We start from the raw sequence: 22,002 nt of genomic DNA, 5'->3' as shown, positions 1-22,002 counted from the left end.
ATCAAGACTCAACACATGGAGATTCAACATGGCTTATTTTTCACTAGCCTTCGGTACGGCAACCAAAAATCGCGACAATAAAATCATTGAAGCGTTCTTCCCTAACCCGCTTCTAAACCCAAGCGACGCTCTTGTAGCAGCTGTAGCTGAAGTGTCAGGTTACGCTGAAGGCAACCAAGCTATCGAAATCTCTGCTGCACAAAGCGCAGAACTGGCGAAAGCATTCGCAGCAAACGATGATGCAGCTAACGCATCTTTCGCAGAAAAAGCGGCAGCGTCTGAACAGCCACTTGTTCTTGTTGTTCTTGCTACTGACGAGAAGCCAGCATCAGTTGCTGAAGGCTTCCTAAAGCTACAACTTATCTCTAACCGCCTAGTACAACCACACGGTACGGTACTGGACGGCATCTTCGGTCTACTGCACAACATCGCATGGACAAACGAAGGCCCTATCGACCTACCTGAGCTGGCTGAGCGTCAAATCGAAGCTCGCCTTGCAGGTCGTGCTCTGTCTGTAGATTGCGTAGACAAGTTCCCTAAAATGGTGGACTACGTAGTACCAACAGGTATTCGTATTGCTGACACTTCTCGTGTTCGTCTTGGCGCACACGTAGGCGAAGGCACAACAGTAATGCACGAAGGTTTCATCAACTTCAATGCTGGTACAACTGGCGTGAGCATGGTTGAAGGTCGTATCTCTGCGGGTGTTGTTGTAGGTAACGGTTCAGACATCGGCGGCGGCGCTTCTATCATGGGTACTCTGTCTGGTGGCGGTACGATGGTTATCTCTATCGGCGAAAACTGCCTACTAGGCGCAAACGCTGGTCTTGGCTTCCCTATGGGCGACCGTTGTACGGTTGAGTCTGGTCTTTACGTGACTGCGGGTACTAAGGTTCGCATGTTAGATAAAGAAGGCAACGAAGTAGAGATCATTAAAGCTCGCGATCTAGCTGGCGTTTCTGATCTTCTGTTCCGTCGTAACTCAATCACTGGCCAAATTGAATGTCTTGCGAACAAGTCTGCTGTTGAGCTAAACAGCGAACTACACAGCAACAACTAATCTAAGCGCTAGATGCTAGATGCTAGATGCTAGATGCTAGATGCTAGATGCTAGAAAATAATAAGCCGCTGGGGTTCAATCCAGCGGCTTTTTTGTATGTTCTGGGAATCATTATTGCCCCATTACCAGTCAGAGTTAACAGAATGTTAACATGTATTTGCCCTACTAAAAGTAATCCCTTGTCTGTTGGATATTTGCAAGGCAAACTGCTGGGCAAAAGTTCGAAAACACTCTGAATGTCTAAAAATCGCCATATTTTTCGAAACTAGGGATTTTATATCATTGGCTTTTCGGTTTCGGTTTCGGTGGCTGAAAGTTTGGGATAATTTGAAAACCATTTGGACATAGCTATGCCTGTACTCTTACCAGAGTACTAGCGGCAGAAGTTTCATAATTTCTGTTGCGCTGCGCTTACAAACCGATAAGAACATAAATCGATATCTACTTAGCCATCTTTACATACCTTTACATCACATGACGTTATCTTACTTACATTAGTATATTCTTAAGTAGTGAAACAAAGAGAAGGAAAACGTCATGAAAATCAAAAGCACGATAATCGCGTTACTCGGTATCGTTATTGCCTTCGGAGCAATGGCTGGTGGCATGAATAACAATATGTCACGCCCAGTATTTTCACAGTTTGATCTCGATGGTGATGGCAAGATAACCGAAGCCGAGTTCAATCAAGCACGCTCAGAACGTATTGCCCAGCGAGCAGAAGAGGGACGTACGTTGAAAAATATCAATCAAAGCCACAGTTTTGCTTCGTTAGATAGCAACGCGGATCGCGCTATCTCTCAACAAGAGTTTAATGCTCATCAAGGCATGGTGAACCCCAAAAATACCATGGGCAAAGGCAAAAACAATCAGTAGCTCAATTCAATCAGGCCTCCATTTGTGAGGCCTGACTTATTTTGAGATCAAGGAAGCAAATCCGCTTATGTTGGTGTGCTACCTTTTGCTTAAGGAAAAGCTAATATATAGTAAGGGAATCGCTATGACTAGGTATAGCTGGTTACAAAGGGCTCTGTTTGTTCCTCCTGTTTTGTTGGGCATCGCGTTATTGGTGATCGCACCAGGGATGAAGGCTGAACCGCCTAATGCGAGTAATACGGCTGCTAAAAAGGTGGTTCGGGTGTTGAAAGTCGAGCCGCGAAATATCCAACCTTCTGCCATCGGATATGGACATACCGAGTCTGTTCAAGACTGGCAGGCACAGTCTGAACTTGACGGCGCGGTTGTGTGGGTTTCTGAGCAATACAAAACGGGCGCTATTATCCGCAAAGACAGCGAACTCCTTAGAATTGACCCCACCGCTTATCAACTTACTATTGCCCGTTTGCAAGCTGAGCTTGAAGTGCTAATGCTAACGAATCAGACCATTATCGATTCGCTCAAGATTGCAGAGAAAGAGTTTGAGGTACAACAGTCAGAATATGCCCGCTCAATCAAATTGAGTGAAACCGGGCATATCTCCAAAACAGAGAAAGACCGCGCGACCAAAGACTTGCTCAGCAGCCAGCAACAGCTCCAGACACAGAAAAACCAACTGGCAATTAATCAAGCGCAGCAAAAGGTTTTGCAAACGGAACTAGCACTTGCAAACCGAGATCTCGAACAAACCGTAATTAAAGCCCCATTTGATATTCGCATTGTCGAAACCTTGGTTGGACTCGCCGAGTATGTCAACAAGGGGGAATTGCTGCTCAAAGCGGATGACATCGATGCCGTTGAGGTTCGCGCGCAGTTTCCGCTTGGTAAAATGCGTCCGCTAAGAAATTCCAATCGCTTTGACTCGCTTGACGAAGATGTTCATAGCAACTTGAGCGCGACAGTCGAGCTCCAAGCAGGCGATAAAGTAATTACTTGGCCTGCCGAGATCAGCCGCTCCGGCGGTGAAATCGATGCTCAGACTCAAAGCCAAAGCCTGGTTGCACAAGTAAATCAGCCCTATCAGCAAGCCATTCCCGGGGAGAAGCCACCACTTATTCGTGGGACTTTCGTTAAAGTCACGATTAAAGCACCAATGATGGAGCAACAAGTCTTGCTACCGATAAACGCCATCCATGATGGTAAAGTTTACACTGTCTCTGAAGGTAAACTGAAAAGCAAACCTGTCAGGATAGATTTCGTCCAAGGGCAGGTTGCGGTGATCAAATCTGGCGTGGAATTCGGTGATGTGGTTGTGCTAAGTAAACTTTCACCCGCCGTTGAGGGGATGGCTTTACAACCGCAACCGGATGAGAAAATCGGCCTTTGGTTGGATACGCAGAGCGGATTTAAAGCCCTAAACGCGATTCAGAAAGAGGGCAAATTATGATCGCTTTTTTTGCTCGGCACACCACTGGCGCCAATGTCCTGATGATGGCGGCACTGCTGTTAGGGGCTTTTGCCTTGCCCAAACTGCAGAAAGACACTTTTCCGTTGACGCCGACCAAAAATATTGAGGTTCGGATCGTTTATCCGGGCGCGTCACCTTTTGAGATGATGGAAGAAGTGTGTTACCCGTTGGAAGATTCTCTCGATAAGCTGAGTGGAATTAAAGAGTTAAGCTGTGATGCCCGAGAGAGTTTGGTCATCGCCAATGTGGAAATCGGCGATGATGAAGACATTGACACTTTAACCAGCGATATTCAACAGCAGGTTAACGCCATCAGTGATTTTCCGGATCGAGTTGAGCAGATCACGGTGTCGAAACTGGACCGAGTGGCAACGGTGGCCAGTGTCGCGATTACCGGCAATATGTCAGATAGGGACTTATATCTCTATGCCCAACAAATTAAGCACAAGTTAAAAGAGAGCCCATTGATCGCTCAGGTGACCGTGAGCGGTTTTGCGGATCAAGAAATAGAAATTCGCGTATCGCAGTGGAAGTTGCAGCAGTACGGCCTGAGTGTGTCCGACTTGTCCAATCTAGTACAACAGCAAAGTATCAGCACTCCTGCTGGCGTATTTAGTAATGACTTGGAAGAGATCAGCGTCCGCTTCGACCACTTAGGCAGCAACGTCAGAGACTTCGAAAATATCGTGATTAAATCCAGTGAGACGGGGACTCAGGTTCGCCTCGGTGATGTTGCCGTTATTCAGCAGAAGTTCACTAGCGATGAAAATCAAATCCTGTTCAATGGTCAGCGTGCCGCTTTGCTTCAGGTGTCCAAAACGCAATTTCAAGATACCTTAACGGTCAAAGATGCGATCGTCAGCATCGTTGAAAAAGAACAGGCGAGAGCCCCTGAAGGCGTCGCTTTAACCATCACCCAAGATTCCAGCACCAATATTATTGAGCGTCTGAGAATCCTCACCAGCAATGGCGCACAGGGATTAGCACTGGCATTTTTGATGTTGTGGGCGTTTTTTAATATTCGCTTTAGCTTTTGGGTCACCATGGGGCTGCCGGTTTCATTCCTTGGCGCCATTTTTGCGATACAACTTCTCGGTTATACCCTGAATATGATGACGCTGGCCGGGCTGATTGTCGCGATTGGTCTGCTAATGGACGACTCGTTGATCATTGCAGAAAACATCGCTGCCAAGAGGCAACAAGGGCTACCCGCGTTTGACGCTGCAGTTGAAGGTACCAAACAAGTCTTCCCAGGTGTGATTGCATCGTTTGCTACCACCATCATGGTGATAGGGCCGCTGATGTTTCTCACAGGCAAGATGGGCGAAGTACTACGCTATATTCCCATCGTGTTATTGATTACCTTGCTTGTTAGTCTGATAGAAGCTTTCTTGATCTTGCCGTCTCATTTGGCACATAGCCATACTGAATCTCGCTCTAATCCTATACGGGACAAGTTCATTGCCGGTTTTGAAAACATCAGAGACAGATTCTTTGTGCCAGTGAGTGTCAAGGCGATGAATGCACCTTATCTTTCAGTAGGGATATTGGTGATGGTGGTGATGATTTCAACCGCTTCCATTTCGTCAGGTTGGCTGAAATTCAAAGCCATGCCTGCCTTGGAAAGTGATGTGCTGCAGGCGCGTATCTTGCTCCCTCAAGGCAGTTTACTGAGCCAGACAGAGGCGGTGGTGGAGAAGGTTTCAAACGCGCTTGATGAACTCAACCAAGAATACGCAGAGAAATACCCAAGCTCAAAACCTTTGGTCGCGAGCACCACGATCATGTTCAACTCAAATGCTGATGCTAATGAGTCGGGGCCGCATATGGCAACCGTCAGTGCCGATCTATTGCCAGCGCAATTTAGGCAGCAGAGCATTAAAGATCTGATCCAAGATTGGAAACAAAAAGTAGGCCCTACGGCGGATGTGGTTTCACTCAAGTTTACCGATAAAGAACGGGGCATTGCTGGCAATGGCATTGATATTCGGGTTCAGGGTGAGTCGTTACAAGAGCTCAATCAAGTCAGCCGCTCGCTGGTGAAATGGTTGAAGGGATTTGACGGTGTCTATAACCTCTCCACCGATCTGCGTGAGGGCAGAACCGAATTTCACGTTAACCTTAAAGATGAAGCTGGCGTGATGGGAGTTAATGCTTCCAACATTGCTCAAACGCTGCGCAGCGCGGTAAAAGGCAGTACTGATCTGACGGTTTTCCAACAAGGCGAGCTGGTGGATATTAGTGTGAGACTGGATGAGTTTACGCACCAAGCTAGCCTGTATGAGTTGAATAACTTGATGGTGACTGCAGGCAATGGAACCCTAGTTCCATTATCAAGTGTTGCGACGTTTGACAGAAAACAAGCCTTCTCGCGAATTCACCGCATTAATGGGATGAACACTGTGGTTGTGCAAGGCAATATCGATACGCGGGTTGCCAATGCGCGTGAAATCATGCTGCAGTTCAATAGCGAATTTGTCTCGCAAACTCAACACAAATTCCCAGACATCACCTTCACCTCGCAAGGTCAGGATAAAGAAAGCTCAGATACGGGCTCCTCGCTGGCGGCCTTCTTTGCTCTTGGCGTGGTGGGGATTTATCTTATTTTAGTGTTCCTGTTACAAAGCTACACTCAACCGATTGCTGTGCTGCTGGCAATCCCTATGGGCTGGATTGGTGTGGTATGGGGGCACTTGGGCATGGGGTTCGATTTGACTATTCCAAGCTTGGTTGGCTTTGCTACCTTAGCGGGTATCGTCGTTAACGATAACATTCTGTTGGTCAATTTTATTAAGAAGAATATCGCCCAAGGCGAGCGCTTGATAGACGCTTGTCGAGAGGCGGTACGTGACCGATTTAGAGCGATATTTATCACCTCGTTAACCACATTTGCAGGATTGCTTCCACTGTTAACCGAAACCAGTACGCAAGCGCAATTTCTGATCCCGTTAATTGCCAGTATTGCGTTTGGCTTAGTCTCGGCTACGTTACTAGCGTCAATTGTTGTGCCTTGCGTGCTGCTTATTTTGGACGATTTAAAGCTGACCAAATGGGCAGAAGGTGCTCAATCTTCCCTTTGAGGCCCTTGGGAGTGCATGCTGAACCATGTCATTTAGCCCGGCATGAAAATGGTAGTTTGCGTAGAATTTATTTGGCGATTAAACCCTATCACTGACTGCTGTTTTTTTGCGTACAAAAAACAATAGGGTCAGGTCTTGTCTTTTGCTCTTTGGTGGCAGTTTTTCTATCAGGTTTAGTTATTTGTCATACCTGAAGTTATTAGTCATTTGCTAATGTTTGATTTTCCAAAACTCATTTCTGTCCAAAAGTTTGTTATACACACATCCACTATACGGTGATCCCTACACCACACTCACCACCAAAAAAAGCGCAGACCTTTCGATCTGCGCTTGTGGTTATTGTCCCGATAACACTGTTTAAATCGTTTTCAATTAACCCACATTCTTACGTGCGTTTTGGAACATACGCATCCAAGCACCATTCTCGCCCCAACCTTCTGGAGACCAAGAGTTAGCAACAGTACGGAATACACGCTCTGGGTGAGGCATCATAATTGTCACGCGGCCGTCAGTCGTTGTTAAACCTGTGATAGCGTTTGGCGAACCATTCGGGTTATTCGGGTATTGCTGCGTTTGGTTACCGTTGTTATCAACGTAACGTAGAGCAACCGTACCTGAGTTTTCAATCGCGTTTAGGTGGTCGTTATCACGTACTTCTACGCGGCCTTCACCGTGAGAAACAGCGATTGGCATACGAGAACCTTCCATGCCGTTGAAGAATACAGAATCTGACTTCTGAACTTCTACTAGGCTGAAACGTGCTTCAAAGCGCTCAGATTCGTTGCGAACGAAACGTGGCCAGTACTCCGCACCTGGGATAAGTTCACGTAGATTCGACAGCATCTGACAACCGTTACACACACCTAGAGAGAAGGTATCTTCACGCTTGAAGAAGTTTTCAAACTGGTCACGAGTCGAGTCATTAAACAAAACCGACTTCGCCCAACCTTCACCAGCACCTAGTACATCACCGTAAGAGAAGCCACCACATGCCACAAGGCCGTTGTATTCTTCTAGTACCGCTTGACCTGTTAGGATGTCGCTCATGTGAATATCAGTTGCTTCGAAGCCTGCACGGTCGAATGCTGCTGCCATTTCAACGTGAGAGTTAACACCCTGCTCACGTAGAATCGCCATCTTAGGCTTAGCACCTGTGTTGATGAACGGTGCTGCGATGTCTTCGTTTACGTCAAAGCTCAGTTTCACGTTCAGACCTGGGTCCGAGTTGTCTTTCTTCGCTTCGTGTTCTTGGTCAGCACATACTGGGTTATCACGCAGACCTTGCATCTTGTGCGTTGTCTCAGCCCAGATAGTACGTAGTTCAGTACGGTTACGTTGGATTACAACGTCTGCGCCTGACTTAATCACTAGCTCATCAGAAGCTTCCCCTTCACCAACAACGCTGCCAATCACATGAGAACATGCTTCTAGACCGTTAGCTGCAAGAGTAGAAAGTACTGCGTCTAGGTCGTCGTTACGGACTTGGATTACTGCACCTAGCTCTTCGTTGAACAGTGCTGCTAGCGTGTCTTCACCTAACGCTTCAATGTTTGCATTAACACCACAGTGACCTGCGAATGCCATTTCTGCTAGCGTTACGAATAGACCACCATCGCCTTTATCGTGGTAAGCGACAACTTGGTCGTTCGCTACAAGTGCTTGAACGCCTTCGTAGAAACCTTTTAGTTGCGCTGCGTTGTCTACGTCTGCTGGCTTGTCACCAAGCTGCTTGTAAACCTGTGCAAGTGCTGTTGCACCCATACGGTTTTTGCCGTTACCTAGGTCGATAAGAACTAGGCTTGTATTACCTAGTCCTTCAAGGTTATCAGGGGTGCGAAGCTGAGGAGTAATCGTCTTACGAACATCTTCAACACGTGCAAACGCAGTGATAACAAGAGATAGCGGAGACGTTACTTCTTTCTGCTCGCCATTCTCTTCCCACTTAGTCTTCATCGACATTGAGTCTTTACCCACTGGGATAGTTAGACCCAGAGCTGGACATAGTTCTTCACCAACCGCTTTAACCGCTTCGTAAAGACCTGCATCTTCACCTGGGTGACCTGCTGGAGACATCCAGTTAGCCGACAGTTTAATGTGTTTGATATCGCCGATGTTGGTCGCTGCGATGTTAGTAATTGCTTCACCAACCGCTAGACGAGCCGATGCGCCGAAGTCTAGAAGTGCCACTGGCGTACGCTCACCAAGAGACATAGCCTCACCGTGGTAAGAGTCGTAGCTTGCCGCTGTTACTGCGCAGTTAGCAACAGGAACCTGCCATGGACCAACCATTTGGTCACGAGCTACAAGGCCTGTTACCGAGCGGTCACCGATGGTGATAAGGAATGTTTTCTCAGCGACTGTTGGCAAGCGAAGAACACGGTCAACCGCTTCGTTCATCTCGATGCCAGAACGGTCAATCGCAGGGTTGTTAGCTTTTAGCGTTTTCGCGTCACGGTGCATCTTAGGTGTTTTACCTAATAGGATGTCCATTGGCATGTCGATTGGCGTGTTGTCGAAGTGTGAATCTTCTAATTTCAGATCACGTTCTTCAGTTGCTTTACCAACCACTGCGTACGGTGCACGTTCACGCTTACAAATCGCGTCGAACGTTGCCATGTCTTTATCAGCAACCGCCATTACATAACGCTCTTGAGATTCGTTACACCAGATCTCAAGTGGGCTCATGCCCGGCTCATCGTTTGGTACGTCACGTAGGTTAAAGATACCGCCACGCTCGCCATCGTCTACTAGCTCAGGAAGTGCGTTCGAGATACCGCCCGCGCCCACATCGTGGATGAATGCGATTGGGTTCGCATCACCTAACTGCCAACAACGGTCGATAACTTCCTGACAACGACGCTCCATTTCTGGGTTTTCACGTTGTACAGAAGCGAAATCAAGATCTTCAGAAGAAGAACCAGAATCCATTGAAGATGCCGCACCGCCACCAAGGCCGATGTTCATCGCAGGACCACCAAGAACGATTAGGCTTGCACCTACTGGGATCTCTTTCTTCTGAACGTGCTCATCACGGATGTTGCCAAGACCACCAGCTAGCATGATTGGTTTGTGGTAACCACGCACTTCTTCACCTGCGTGAGAGTTTACTTTCTCTTCGTAAGTACGGAAGTAACCAAGTAGGTTTGGACGACCAAATTCGTTGTTGAATGCCGCACCACCAAGAGGACCTTCAAGCATGATATCCAAAGCAGTCACGATACGGCTTGGCTTGCCAAAGTCAGTTTCCCAAGGTTGAACGAAGTTCGGGATCTTAAGGTTAGATACAGAGAAAGCAACAAGACCCGCTTTTGGCTTACCACCAATACCGGTTGCGCCTTCATCACGGATTTCACCGCCTGAACCTGTCGATGCACCTGGCCACGGTGAGATTGCCGTTGGGTGGTTGTGCGTTTCAACTTTCATCAAGATGTGTGTTTTTTCTTGGTGGTAGCTGTACTGGCGAGTTTCTGGATCTGGGAAGAAACGACCAACTTCAGAACCTGTCATTACCGCTGCGTTATCTTTATAAGCAGACAGAACATGTTCTGGTGTCGTTTCAAAGGTGTTCTTAATCATCTTGAACAATGATTTTTCTTGCTTAACGCCATCGATAGTCCAATCAGCGTTAAAGATCTTATGACGACAGTGCTCTGAGTTCGCTTGTGCAAACATCATTAGCTCGATGTCCGTCGGGTTACGACCTAGCTTCTCAGTGAAGCTTTCAAGAAGGTAATCAATCTCATCTTCTGCAAGTGCAAGACCTAGGGTAACGTTTGCTTTTTCAAGCGCTTTACGTCCGCCAGTTAATAGGTCAACTTCCGCATAAGGAGCAGGCTCAGCAACGGTAAATAGTGCCGCCGCTGATTCGAAGTCAGTGAAAACCACTTCCATCATACGGTCGTGCAGGATTGCTTTCAGCTCAACAAGTTGAAGTTCAGAAAGTTCAGCAGAGGTTTCAATGTAGAAAGCAGTACCGCGCTCTAGACGTGACACTTTAGCCAGTCCGCAGTTGTGTGCGATATCTGTTGATTTTGAAGACCAAGGCGAGATAGTGCCTGGGCGTGGCGTTGCAAGCAGCAGTAAACCTTCAGGTTCATGCTCTTCAATCGTTGGACCGTAAGTCAGTAGCTTTTCTAGCTTCTCAACTTCAGACTCATCTAGGTCTGCCGTTAGATCAGCAAAGTGGGCAAACTCAGCGTAAATACCTGTTACAGGTAAGCTTAATTCACGACAAAGCTCTAAAAGCTTGTTAACACGAAACTCAGATAGAGCTGGGGAGCCACGCAAAATTCTCATGTGCTTACGTCTCTTATGCAGTTGATTAAGGTAGTATTGGAATAAATTCAGTGGGTTAAAGGAAAAACCTAACTGTTTTCTTCGAAGCTATTCCCGAAGGTTTAAAAACCTATGCCGATCCCACCTCTTCAATGCGAGCGCATTATAAAGCATTTCTTTTTGTGACGTAACACCAAAAGCAACCGTTTGCGTGATTTTTTTTATCTTTCTGCGTAAATGGTACTTTTGCTGCATTTATCACCACTTTTACAACTGTTTAATTAAACCTGCTTTGCCAGCCTTGCGGGGTTTGGTATAAAGGAGCTTCCACTTTTCGAGATTTCATTTTGATGCCTAAATTTACGCTCATCTTTTCGTCTAAGTTCCTTCTGCTCGCCATCGCCCTATTTGGGTTGGCTGGATGCCAGATTGAATCTGAACCTAAAAGTGTCCTTGAGCAGATACGAGATCGTGGCGTTCTTCGTGTCGGCACCCTAAATAACCAACTCTCTTATTACATCGGTCCTGATGGTCCTGCTGGCTTGGATTACGAATTAGCTCGTGAATTTGCGCAGGAGCTTGGTGTAAAGCTTGAGGTTAAACCCGCTTACCGTTTGTCTGGCTTGTTCCCTGCACTGCAGAAAGGCGAAATCGATCTTATCGCGACCGGCTTAACGCAAAACAACAAACTGACACGAGCTTATCGCGCCGCACCTGCTTATTACTACGTAAGCCAACAGGTCGTATACAAAAAAGGCCAGTGGCGACCGAGAAACCTTGAACAACTGATCAATTTCGAGAATGAGCGTCAGGCTGACTTTGTTAAAGCACAAACTGAATCAGAAGAGGCGGCGTCTACTGACACATTAACGCCATCTTTGGTTGTGGTGAAAGACTCACACTTTGAACCAACACTCAAACTGCTGCAGAAAACGCACGATGACTTCATCTATGACGCGGTTGGCAATGCAGACATCAATGACCTGCTAAAAGAAGTATCAACAGGCGAACGTTTATTCACAGTGGCCGACTCTATCGAGCTATCACTGGCGCAACGTTTGTACCCAGATGTTGCCTTGGCATTTGAGCTGACAGAAGACCAACCTATCTCTTGGTACCTAAATAGATCGGAAGATGAAAGCCTGTATGCTTTGCTGATTGAGTTCTTCGGTAACCTAAAACAGTCTGGTGAACTGGCTTCACTAGAAGAGAAATACATCGGCCACATCGGCACTTTTGACTACGTTGATACTCGTGCCTTTATCCGCGCACTGGACAGCAAGTTGCCAAAATGGTCGCCGCTATTTCAAAGGTACTCTCAAGAATTTGATTGGCGCTTGATTGCCGCTTTGGCCTACCAAGAATCACACTGGAACCCTGTTGCGCGCTCACCAACGGGTGTTCGTGGCATGATGATGTTGACACTGCCCACCGCGAAGAGTGTTGGGGTAACCAACCGTCTCGACCCGAACCAGTCGGTACAAGGCGGTGTTGAGTACCTGCGTCGTATCGTGAACCGAGTACCAGATTCAATCACTCAACACGAAAAGATCTGGTTTGCACTTGCTTCATACAATGTCGGTTACGGGCACATGATGGACGCGCGTCGCCTCACGAAGGCACAAGGAGGAGATCCTGATGCTTGGGGCGATGTGAAAGACAGATTACCTCTGTTAAGACAGAAGAAGTACTACAGCCAAACTCGATATGGGTATGCGCGTGGTGATGAAGCGAGAAACTACGTTGAAAACATTCGCCGTTATTACCAAAGCATTATTGGCCATGTAAATAAGCGCAATAAAGAACAAGAAGCGACCCTTGAAGGTTTGGTGGTGATCCCACCTTTAGAAACCTCAGGTGCTGAATCGAGTATCAGCGCAGCTCAGTCGACAGTAAGCAGTTCTGAGCCTTCACAGTAAAACCCAAAAGAGCAATGCCATCTAGCATTGCTCTTTTTTATTGTCTTTTTTCGACTCTTCTTTCGTCACTAAGGGATAAGGGAAGCAGGCAAGAAAATGATGATGAGATCTAGAGTGTCATATTGCAGTAACAATCGAACCTTACAACGGCACACCACAATCAAGATTATGCTCTGTTGCACTGCAATGCTGGCTTTAGACTAGAACTGCTCTTCTATTTAAGCCAAGCGTGCGACAGGCCAAACAAACGAATAACACTATAATTAAATCGTTAGTCCAAACTAAAAAGTCAGACGACAAATAGGAAATCATTGAAATGATGAAGAAACTGAAATCGAAACGCCTTGATAAGACCGTTGCTGCAAACCGTCGTAAGCGTATGCTTTCAAATAATAAGAAGAAGATCATTTGGCGCAATCGCGCTTTCATGCAGATGATTGCTGAGTAAATGTAGTTACTCAGTCAGTTTGCTTGGCACTCTTGCGATAGAGAGTGCCGAAAGTACGCTGCTATTTCTTATTGCCAGCCTTCATCTCTGCTTCTAAACGCTGCTCTTCCAACAGACGTTCTTGCTTTCGCTTCTCTTTTATCTCTTTTCTACGACGCTTGAAAAACGCTTGTAATTGCTCACGGCACTCTTCCTCTAACAAACCATGTTCAACGTCGGCATAGTGGTATGAGGCTTGGCTTTCAAACAAATTCAACACTGTACCTGCAGCGCCTGCTTTTAAGTCTGGAGCACCAAACACAATGCGCTTTACTCGGCTGTGTAGCAAGGCACCTGCGCACATTGGGCAAGGCTCTAGCGTAACGTATAAAGTGGTATCGAGTAGCCGATAGTTTTCTAAGGTTTGACCGGCTTTACGCAAGGTTTCAATTTCTGCGTGTGCCGTAGCATCGTGGCTGCCAATCGAACGGTTCCATCCTTCAGAGATAATCTCCCCATCTTTTACTAATACTGCACCAACAGGAACCTCTCCCTCGCTCTCTGCTTGCTTAGCTACCTCAATGGCGCGTCGCATGAAGATTTCATCTTGAGGGGTGAATTGATGGTCTGACAAAGGGAACTCCAGAAACAAAGGATAAAAACGAAAATAAGTATGCGGTGAAGCATACCTAATCTTAGAGATAATGAACAATAAAGAGGTAATAGACAACAACAGACAATGAACCATTGCCGCTTGCTGGTTGGTCGAACTGTTAGCTATTAGCGTCTTCTATGTCATCAGCTATTGGCGTCGCTTTGATACTCACAATGCGATTGTTCTCAACAGAGATAATTTCAAACTGCCACTGCTGGTATTGAACAACTTCGCCTGCATCCGGTAAGCGCCCTATTAACCATGTCACAAGGCCATTCAGCGTTTGGAAGCTCTCGCTTTCGCCCTCAAAATCCGATAGCTCTAAACGGTTTTTCAGTTCACTGATAGGAATCAATCCATCCACCAACAAACCGTCTTCCACTTGCTCGGTCCAAAGATCGTTCGGATTATTCGATAGCTCGCCAGCAATCGCCTCAAGAATATCGTAATGAGTCACAAGACCTTGAACATCGCCATACTCGTCGACAATGAATGCCATCTCGGTGCCCGACTCTTTAAAGTAGCCAAGTAGACGCAGAGCTTTCATCGATTCTGGAACATAGATCGGCGAGCGAGACAGCCCCATGATCACTTGAATGCTTAGATTGCCCGCCTGATTCAGCAAGGCTTTGGCTGACACTGTACCCACCACTTTATTGAGGTGATCTTGGCACAATGGAAACACACTGTGTTTTGATGAACGCAGTTTCTTTAATATCTGCTCAACGGGTTGGTCGACATCCAGAAAGTCGATGTCTCGACGCGGAGTCATCAATGAGCTCACAAGACGATCATCAAGCTGCAAGATATTACGAATCATCTCTTGTTCGCCGCGTTCAATCACACCCGATTCTGAGCCCTCTTTCACAAGTGCATGGATATCATCTTCGGTAACGCTATCTTCTTCACCGCCTCGGCCCATCAACTTAAGAATACCTTCCGTTGAAGCCGACAACGCAAACACAAACGGCGTCGCGATTTTAGATAACCAGAAGATTGGCAGCGCGACTAACACAGCAATGTTTTCAGCTTGAGACTGAGCAAAACGCTTTGGTACCAACTCACCGACAACGATAGCGAAATAAGTAATACCTACCACCACAACCGCAGTAGACAAGATGTTCGCTTGTGTTGGGTCTACTCCCCACAGTTCAAGTTGAACGGCTAGTGGAGCCGATAGCGTCGCCTCACCCACAATCCCGCTGAGTAGGCCGATTACCGTGATACCGATTTGGATTGTAGAGAGGAAGCGGGTTGGGTTTTCTTTGAGATCAAGAGCAACCTGAGCGGAGCGGTGTTTTTTGGCTAAGCGTTTCAGCCGACTATTTTTTGCTGCTACCAATGCAATCTCAGACATGGCAAACAGACCATTTAAAACAATTAACCCTACTAAAAGCAGAATTTTCATGTGGCTTGGATTTCCTAAATTTACCGGCCAACAATTAGCCGTAATCCGGAGTATAAGCTGAGTGCCTTTATTTTGAATATAAAAAGTTTTGGATATAGAAAGTTTTGGATATAAAAACCTTGGATATAAAAAACGGAAAAAATAGCGAAAAAAAGCCCGCACATTTCGGTGCGGGCTTAGCAATGAATAAAGCTTAGTTTTGCTTAGTTCAATCTTACATTGTGTAAGTATAAGGTGCTTGGATACCTAGTGGGATACCAAGAGCCCAGTAAGCTAGCAAGAAGATAGACCAACCGATTAACATCGCAATCGAGAATGGCATCATTAGAGAAGCTAGAGTACCGATACCTGTCGACTTAACGTAGCGCTGACAGTAAACAACAACCAGTGGGAAGAACACCATTAGTGGAGAGATGATGTTAGACACTGAGTCACCTACACGGTAAGCCGCTTGAGATAGCTCAGGAGAGATACCCACAACCATTAGCATTGGAACTAGGATAGGACCAATCAGTGCCCACTTAGCTGAAGCAGAACCAACAAGAAGGTTAACTGCAGCCGTTAGTAGAATCATACCAACAACCGTTGCTTCACCTGGAAGGTCCATCGCTTTCAAGCCTTCAGCACCGTAAAGTGCCAGCATAGTACCGATGTTTGATTGAGCGAATGCAGATAGGAACTGAGCACAGAAGAACGACATTACAATGTATGCGCCCATCGTTGCCATCGTCTCAGACATTGCTTTGATAACATCATTACTATTCTTGAATGTACCCGCTACACGGCCGTAGACGATACCCGGAATAATAAACAGGATGAAGATCAGAGGAACGATAGACTTCATTACTGGTGCTGAGAACGCCGTTAATTCGCCTTCAGGTGAACGAAGTGCTGAGTTTTCAGGCATTAGAGCCGCGATAAGCAGACCAATACCGGCAACCATTGCCCAACCAGCGAATTTGAATGCTTTAGATTCAATGGCTGTGAACGTACCTAGATCAGGTGCTTGTTCTGCATCTTCATCTACAGGCGTATTAGCAAGACGAGGCTCGATAATTTTCTCTGTAACGTACCAACCAATTGCCACAATTAGAATTGAAGACAAACCAGTAAAGAAGATGTTCGCTAGAGGGTTGATCACATATGCAGGGTCAAGAACGTTTGCCGCTGTTTGAGTGAAACCAGCTAGTAGCGGATCAATACCTGAAGGGATAAAGTTCGCTGAGAAACCACCTGATACACCAGCAAACGCTGCTGCAATACCCGCTAGAGGGTGACGACCCGCAGCGTGGAAGATGATACCGCCAAGAGGGATTACTAGAACGTAACCTGCATCAGCTGCTGTGTGAGACACGATAGCAACCAAGATTAGCATCGGCGTTAGTAGCTTAGCTGGCGTGAAGTTAAGCATCTTCTTAAGGCCAGTCGTAATGAAGCCTGAAGAGTCTGCAACGCCAACACCTAGCATAGCAACAAGTACGATGCCTAGAGGTGCGAAGCCTGTGAACGTGGTAACCATATTCGCTAGGAAGCTAGCAAGCGCTTCACCAGTTAGTAGGTTGTTTACTTCAAGAGCAGCACCCGTTTGAGGGTTGATTAAGTCGAATGAAAGATTCGATAAAAGTGCAGATGCTACCCATACAATAACTAGAGCCCAGAAGAACAGGATTGCTGGATCTGGAATTTTGTTGCCGGCGCGTTCAATGAAGTTTAGAAAGCGGTCCATACCACTGATCTTCTCAGTCGATGGTGCTTTTTTTACGGCTTGGTTACTCATTGTAACTCCATATGTGATGTTGTTTTGTTTAGGCCTAATATAAGTTTTGACCACGGCCTATTGATACAGCACATATTCTATTAAAGTCGTTGTTAAAAAGCACAAGATTCCACCTAATTTTCCATAAATGGAGACATATTTTGCAAAAATACCATACAACCACAACAATATAAAAACATAAAAAACACCATTCCATATACAGAGTTTTAACTAGCACGTAAACAATGTCCGAGGAGTGAAAATTATCAGTAAAAGGGGTAGCATGAGCCTTGGCATGCAGTAAACGTTTGCTTGAGGGTCAATCAAACTCACTGTATTTGGAGAGCATAGTTTCGAGGTAAATACTTTGTGCGTGGTTCATACGATCTTGCCATGCAATTGTGACAGTAATGCTTTTTAATGCGCTAGACAGAGCACCGTTTGCATTAGTCACTTCACAAGTCATGGCATAGGCAGACCCCGACAAACCGGATAAAGGATCTGAACTTGCTGTGTTGAGACAATGACTCGCCTGATTTAGTTCTGAAAAAGGAATTAAACCTACCGCCCCACTCGCATTAGACGCCCGAGTTCGATAATACTCCATCTGCCTTTCTGCAAAATGCAGCGCTTCGATACTCTGAATCGCATAGTCGGCTTTCTGCTCAGTGTAGGTCTGCAGCTTGACCATGCCTAACGCGGCCACGCCCACCAGTAGAAAAGAGATAAGTACTTCAAGTAAACTAAAACCACGCTGGTTAGAAATCACTCCATGAGCCCTTTTTCCACTGTATTTCGACAGGTTCATCATGCGGGTTGTATTCTCCTCGATAATCTAGATTCATCGAGCCTTTAATCGTAGAAAGCCCCCCGATTGAATCCAAAAATATGCCTCCTTTAGGGAAGAAGGAAGCGTTAGCTATATAGGTACTATTTTCTTCAACCAATAAAGAGTAATCCATCGTTGCTGGTAACTTATCCCAACTATCAGCAAGAAAGTCCGTGTTTTTTTCAGCACCTGAAGCGTCCTTGAAGACACTCATGTCATTCAAGTGATAAAAAGCACCATCAAGTACACTGGCGTTTCCATTTGCGAAAATCCCATTTTCGACCACTAAAGATCGTGGTGTGATCGTTCCTGCACTATCCACAATATTAATGGCTGGGTGCCAAACTACACAGTCCCCAATGACCCACACCTTAGTTTTACCAGCTGAAAAGGCATCATTGATTCGAGTACTGCACTCCTTGCCCACGTATTTATTTGTGTTTGAATCGAAATCTACATGCACGGTATTCCCGTGAGAATCCGTCTCTAATAGGTTTATTACCTCATATTCATTACTTTTAAGGGCGTTGATATTGTCCGTTGTTTTCTTTACCCCGAAGTAGTTTTCGAAACCATTTAGATTGGTGTCATGAACGTAATCACTCATAAAAGCACCGCTAGGATCACTACCCGATGCGGTAATCGTTGCGCTCTCACTCAAGTCAGTTACCGCATCTTTACAAGCGCTAAAATCTGCAGGTGCATTCTCAGGATTAGAAACGGTGGTTAAGCTCCCCCCTGTACCTTTGGTGTGTATAACAGAGTCGAAAAACCGAACTGCCACACACTCATATACACCGTTGTTACTGGTTTCACTGAGTTCAGGGTCGATATCCATGATGTCCTCGGAAATAATTTCGAGAGCCGATATTGCTTGTATGGCCCCCAAACCCGAATCATTAGAAAATCGAATTTCTTTATTAATCGATGTTCTGTTGGCGGTTGAGACAAGGATATTAGCGTTATCGGATGATTTATCTAATGAAGAAAGCTTGTTGCTACAGGAATCCAGGAGATCACCTGGGATCGCGGTACTGCTGTTTTCAATAATAACGCTTAGACCACACTCCAATCCCCCCTCGGCGGTCCAATGTTCTTTGCGAGCTTGAACCTCGTTTTGAGCACGCTTTATTTGGTAAAAAGTGGTTTTAAAGCTACCAAGAGAAACGATCAGCACACCAATCAATAGAATACTGACTAGAAGTAGTGTTACCGCTCCATTTTGCTTTAATCGCATCATTGCCAATTCCTTTGTACCACTGAAGTCACTACTCTCTGACTTTCATCTGCATTCACAAGAGAAGCTTCTAGAGCGATATCGACTCTTTGCGAGGTTGCCAGACTGTTAGATAACTCAGTTACAGAAACCAAAAAAAGTTCTACTTCTATTTGCTTTTCGAAAAACAAACTTTCACATGTCATTGCTCCCAAACCAGATGACGTAATCTGAGTGATATCTAATAAATAAGAAGATTCTTCTTGGCAATAGTTCAGCTTATTACCCTTAAATTGATAGACAATGTTTCGATAGGCCGAAGATGCGCTGTTTTGTCGATAAACAAAACCAACGTAAGATTCACTGGCACTGGATTGAAAGGTATAAATCGTATTGGCAGCGCCCGATAGCTTCACTGATTGTCCAGAGTCTGCATCATAACCGGCTCGCCAGAGCTCCTCTTTCATCATTTGAGTAGTAGCGAATAGGTTCTGAGATAAGAGCAGCTCCAAGCTCTTTTCTGAACTCAAACGTTGGTTGGTAACAAATACCGAGCCGATAGTACCGATAACAATCACACCGATCACAGAGGCCACTAACATTTCGACCAAGGTACTACCTTGAACACTCCTAGCCACAGATCTCATAACCATAATGACCTATGCTATTGCGCCCATCGCTGTTTGGGTCACTGCTGCAAATTCGGATCCGCCCTGTCGTTTTCGATGCGATGATTGAAAGTACATCCGACAGCGCATTCGTGGAGGCGAGTGAAACATTACCGTCTCGAAAACGTCCCCTGACGTTATCGATCGCAATTGAAGTACTATTGGAGAAATTAAAGTCTACTTTTATACCTCTATATGCCGAACCATCAAGATGCATAAGTACATTATCAGAAACGTAAAATGTTGAACTGCTCAACACCATATCCCAATCACCATCAGAACTTTCGGTTCCACCTAAGGCACCTGAAACCAAGAACAAAACATAAAGCTCTTGGTTACGAGTGACCGCTTCTGATCGGGCAGTAATAAGAAAACTATGAACCTCAGGGGCTAAGCGCTGCAGTTTAGAAGAAGCCAACAAAGAACTAAAACTAGGGGCAGCCGCAGCCAGTAGCACTGAAAGCACCACTACAGTAATCAGCAGCTCTAATAGCGTAAACCCGCGAGTCATTTCCCAAATTCCTATGTAATAACTTGAGCAACCGTACTCAACCTTGCGCACATGCTAACACTAAGGAAAAATAGCCAGATAAGTGAAAAGGAAGTCCTCGTGATGATTCGAAAAAATAAATGCAACAGCAACAACACGCGCGTAAAAGGGATGACATTGATCGAGTTATTGATTGTGGTTGCCATCATTGGGATTTTGGGGGCTATCGCCTATCCGAGCTATACCAACCACGTAGTGACTGGACATCGAACTAGCGCACTCGCTGACATAGCTCGAATTCAATTAGAACTAGAAGCAGCCTATGACAGCGGTTATGACTGGAGTGGTATTGTTTCGGGAAGCGATTGTTTGATCTGCGATACCGAAGCGAGTCGTTTTGTTTTCAGTGTCACCAGTTCGGCTTCTGCTGCCTATACGATTACAGCAACACCTCAGTCGGGAGTAGGTCAAGATAAAGACAACTGCTTCGATGGACAAAACCATAAAGTGCTCACTCTCGACAGTGCTAATGTCGAATACCCAGAAGCCTGCTGGATGTAGTGTGATGAGGGTTTCAGGTGAAGAGAAAGAGAAAGAGAAAGAACCAGGTTTGAGATACAAAAAAAACCTGCTACATGAGCAGGTTTTTTAATTTTATCAACAACTTAAAGTATCAACAATCTAATTACTTAGTTAGGTCATCGAAGAAGTTTTTAACGCCGCTAAAGAAACCTTCAGACTTTGGCTTATGCTTGCTTGCCGCTTCACCACCACAGGTTTCTTCGAATTCACGCAGTAATTCTTTCTGGCGAGCGCTTAGCTTAACTGGAGTCTCAACCACTAGCTTAACGATTAGATCGCCCACACCGCCACCACGAACGCCTTTCACGCCCTTGCCACGCATACGGAACATACGGCCCGTTTGTGTCTCTTCTGGTACCTTAAGGTTTACACGACCATCCAGTGTTGGAACTTCAACTTCACCGCCTAGAGCAGCCATAGAGAAGCTTACTGGTACTTCGCAGTAAAGGTTGTTGCCGTCACGTTCAAAGATGTTGTGTTCTTTTACGTGTACTTGTACGTACAGATCGCCAGCTGGAGCGCCTTGCTCTCCCGCTTCGCCTTCGCCTGATAGACGAATACGATCGCCAGTATCAACACCAGCAGGGATCTTAACGTTAAGTGTTTTCGTCTTCTGTTTGCGACCTTGACCATGACATGAGTTACATGGGTCTTTGATGATCTTGCCTTTACCGTTACAAGTAGGACAAGTCTGTTGAACCGCAAAGAAACCTTGGCGCATTTGTACTTGGCCGTGGCCATGACAAGTGCCACACGTTTGTGCAGAAGAACCCGCTTTCGCGCCGCTGCCGTCACAAGTATCACACTCTACAAGTGTTGGTACTTCGATTTCTTTAGAAACACCACGAACCGCTTCTTCTAGAGAAAGTTCCATGTTGTAACGTAGATCTGAACCACGTTGTGCACGCTGTTGACCGCCACCACGACGACCGCCGCCGAAGATGTCGCCAAATACGTCACCGAAGATATCGCCGAAGTCACCTTGGCCACCGCCGCCGAAACCACCGCCGCCGCCCATGCCACCTTGTTCAAAGGCTGCATGACCGTATTGGTCGTAAGCTGCTTTCTTTTGAGAATCGGTTAGGATCTCGTACGCTACTTTTACTTCTTTAAACTTATCTGCTGCGGTCTCATCACCCTGGTTACGGTCCGGGTGGAATTTCATCGCTAAGCGTTTGTACGCTTTTTTAATATCGCGCTCTGATGCATCGCGGCTTACGCCTAATACTTCGTAAAAATCACGTTTTGACATGTTCTAGGTCACCAAAATAATTGCTACTACCGAATGATCAC

At 46.0% G+C, this 22,002-nt stretch carries 15 protein-coding genes and 1 pseudogene; 7 read left to right on the top strand and 9 right to left on the bottom strand.

Going from position 1 to position 22,002, the window contains the following annotated elements:
• Positions 1–28: 28 nt before the first annotated feature.
• From dapD to AB4384_RS02190, 4 genes are all read left to right on the top strand, one after another.
• The gene (dapD, locus tag AB4384_RS02205) at positions 29–1,060 is read left to right on the top strand and encodes a 2,3,4,5-tetrahydropyridine-2,6-dicarboxylate N-succinyltransferase (RefSeq protein WP_017059885.1); all 1,032 of its coding nucleotides are present in this window, start codon (positions 29–31) and stop codon (positions 1,058–1,060) included.
• Between the two features lie 537 nt (positions 1,061–1,597).
• Complete coding sequence (locus AB4384_RS02200; protein ID WP_102428270.1) at positions 1,598–1,936, top strand: EF-hand domain-containing protein; 339 nt, start codon at positions 1,598–1,600, stop codon at positions 1,934–1,936.
• A gap of 124 nt (positions 1,937–2,060) precedes the next feature.
• A complete protein-coding gene (locus tag AB4384_RS02195; RefSeq protein ID WP_032545691.1) occupies positions 2,061–3,383 on the top strand; it encodes an efflux RND transporter periplasmic adaptor subunit in 1,323 nt (440 codons plus the stop codon).
• Positions 3,380–6,484: an efflux RND transporter permease subunit gene (locus tag AB4384_RS02190; protein ID WP_372128796.1), complete on the top strand. Its 3,105-nt coding sequence runs from the start codon at positions 3,380–3,382 to the stop codon at positions 6,482–6,484. The genes AB4384_RS02195 and AB4384_RS02190 overlap by 4 nt, the downstream gene beginning before the upstream one ends.
• A gap of 372 nt (positions 6,485–6,856) precedes the next feature.
• On the opposite strand, the gene purL is transcribed toward AB4384_RS02190, so the two are convergent.
• Complete coding sequence (gene purL, locus AB4384_RS02185) at positions 6,857–10,780, bottom strand: phosphoribosylformylglycinamidine synthase (RefSeq protein ID WP_372082510.1); 3,924 nt, start codon at positions 10,778–10,780, stop codon at positions 6,857–6,859.
• Positions 10,781–11,109: 329 nt separating this feature from the next.
• Between purL and mltF the strand changes: the two genes are divergently transcribed.
• Together mltF and AB4384_RS02175 are read left to right on the top strand one after the other, a co-directional pair.
• Complete coding sequence (gene mltF / locus AB4384_RS02180; RefSeq protein WP_372082509.1) at positions 11,110–12,678, top strand: membrane-bound lytic murein transglycosylase MltF; 1,569 nt, start codon at positions 11,110–11,112, stop codon at positions 12,676–12,678.
• A gap of 316 nt (positions 12,679–12,994) precedes the next feature.
• Positions 12,995–13,126 (top strand): hypothetical protein, encoded by a 132-nt coding sequence (locus tag AB4384_RS02175; RefSeq protein ID WP_017059878.1) that lies wholly within the window; start codon positions 12,995–12,997, stop codon positions 13,124–13,126.
• Positions 13,127–13,187: 61 nt separating this feature from the next.
• Here AB4384_RS02175 and tadA read toward each other — a convergent pair.
• From tadA to AB4384_RS02140, 7 genes and pseudogenes are all read right to left on the bottom strand, one after another.
• Positions 13,188–13,792, bottom strand: a pseudogene (gene tadA, locus AB4384_RS02170) (tRNA adenosine(34) deaminase TadA).
• Positions 13,793–13,878: 86 nt separating this feature from the next.
• Positions 13,879–15,168: a hemolysin family protein gene (locus AB4384_RS02165; protein WP_372082508.1), complete on the bottom strand. Its 1,290-nt coding sequence runs from the start codon at positions 15,166–15,168 to the stop codon at positions 13,879–13,881.
• A 214-nt stretch (positions 15,169–15,382) separates the two neighbouring features.
• Positions 15,383–16,945 carry an AbgT family transporter gene (locus AB4384_RS02160; RefSeq protein ID WP_017059875.1) on the bottom strand — a complete coding sequence of 521 codons (1,563 nt, stop codon included), beginning with the start codon at positions 16,943–16,945 and terminating at the stop codon, positions 15,383–15,385.
• Positions 16,946–17,243: 298 nt separating this feature from the next.
• Positions 17,244–17,693, bottom strand: a complete 450-nt coding sequence (locus AB4384_RS02155) for a prepilin-type N-terminal cleavage/methylation domain-containing protein (RefSeq protein WP_017059874.1) — start codon at positions 17,691–17,693, stop codon at positions 17,244–17,246.
• Positions 17,683–18,993 carry a hypothetical protein gene (locus AB4384_RS02150; protein ID WP_372082507.1) on the bottom strand — a complete coding sequence of 437 codons (1,311 nt, stop codon included), beginning with the start codon at positions 18,991–18,993 and terminating at the stop codon, positions 17,683–17,685. The genes AB4384_RS02155 and AB4384_RS02150 overlap by 11 nt, the downstream gene beginning before the upstream one ends.
• Positions 18,990–19,616, bottom strand: a complete 627-nt coding sequence (locus tag AB4384_RS02145) for a PilW family protein (RefSeq protein ID WP_029236419.1) — start codon at positions 19,614–19,616, stop codon at positions 18,990–18,992. The genes AB4384_RS02150 and AB4384_RS02145 overlap by 4 nt, the downstream gene beginning before the upstream one ends.
• Positions 19,600–20,148, bottom strand: coding sequence for a GspH/FimT family pseudopilin (locus AB4384_RS02140; RefSeq protein WP_017059871.1), 549 nt, complete (start codon positions 20,146–20,148; stop codon positions 19,600–19,602). The genes AB4384_RS02145 and AB4384_RS02140 overlap by 17 nt, the downstream gene beginning before the upstream one ends.
• A 102-nt stretch (positions 20,149–20,250) precedes the next feature.
• Here AB4384_RS02140 and AB4384_RS02135 point away from each other — a divergent pair, with 102 nt between their 5' ends.
• Positions 20,251–20,688, top strand: a complete 438-nt coding sequence (locus AB4384_RS02135) for a type IV pilin protein (RefSeq protein WP_017059870.1) — start codon at positions 20,251–20,253, stop codon at positions 20,686–20,688.
• Between the two features lie 124 nt (positions 20,689–20,812).
• Here the strand turns inward: AB4384_RS02135 and dnaJ are convergent, their stop codons facing one another.
• Positions 20,813–21,961: a molecular chaperone DnaJ gene (dnaJ, locus tag AB4384_RS02130; protein ID WP_017059869.1), complete on the bottom strand. Its 1,149-nt coding sequence runs from the start codon at positions 21,959–21,961 to the stop codon at positions 20,813–20,815.
• Between the last annotated feature and the right edge of the window lie 41 nt (positions 21,962–22,002).

It is taken from the genome of Vibrio sp. 10N.261.51.A4, assembly GCF_041471945.1.
GTDB classification, from domain to species: domain Bacteria; phylum Pseudomonadota; class Gammaproteobacteria; order Enterobacterales; family Vibrionaceae; genus Vibrio; species Vibrio crassostreae_C.
Note: the sequence above shows the minus strand (reverse complement) of the source record. Positions and strands in the feature narration are given on the sequence as shown.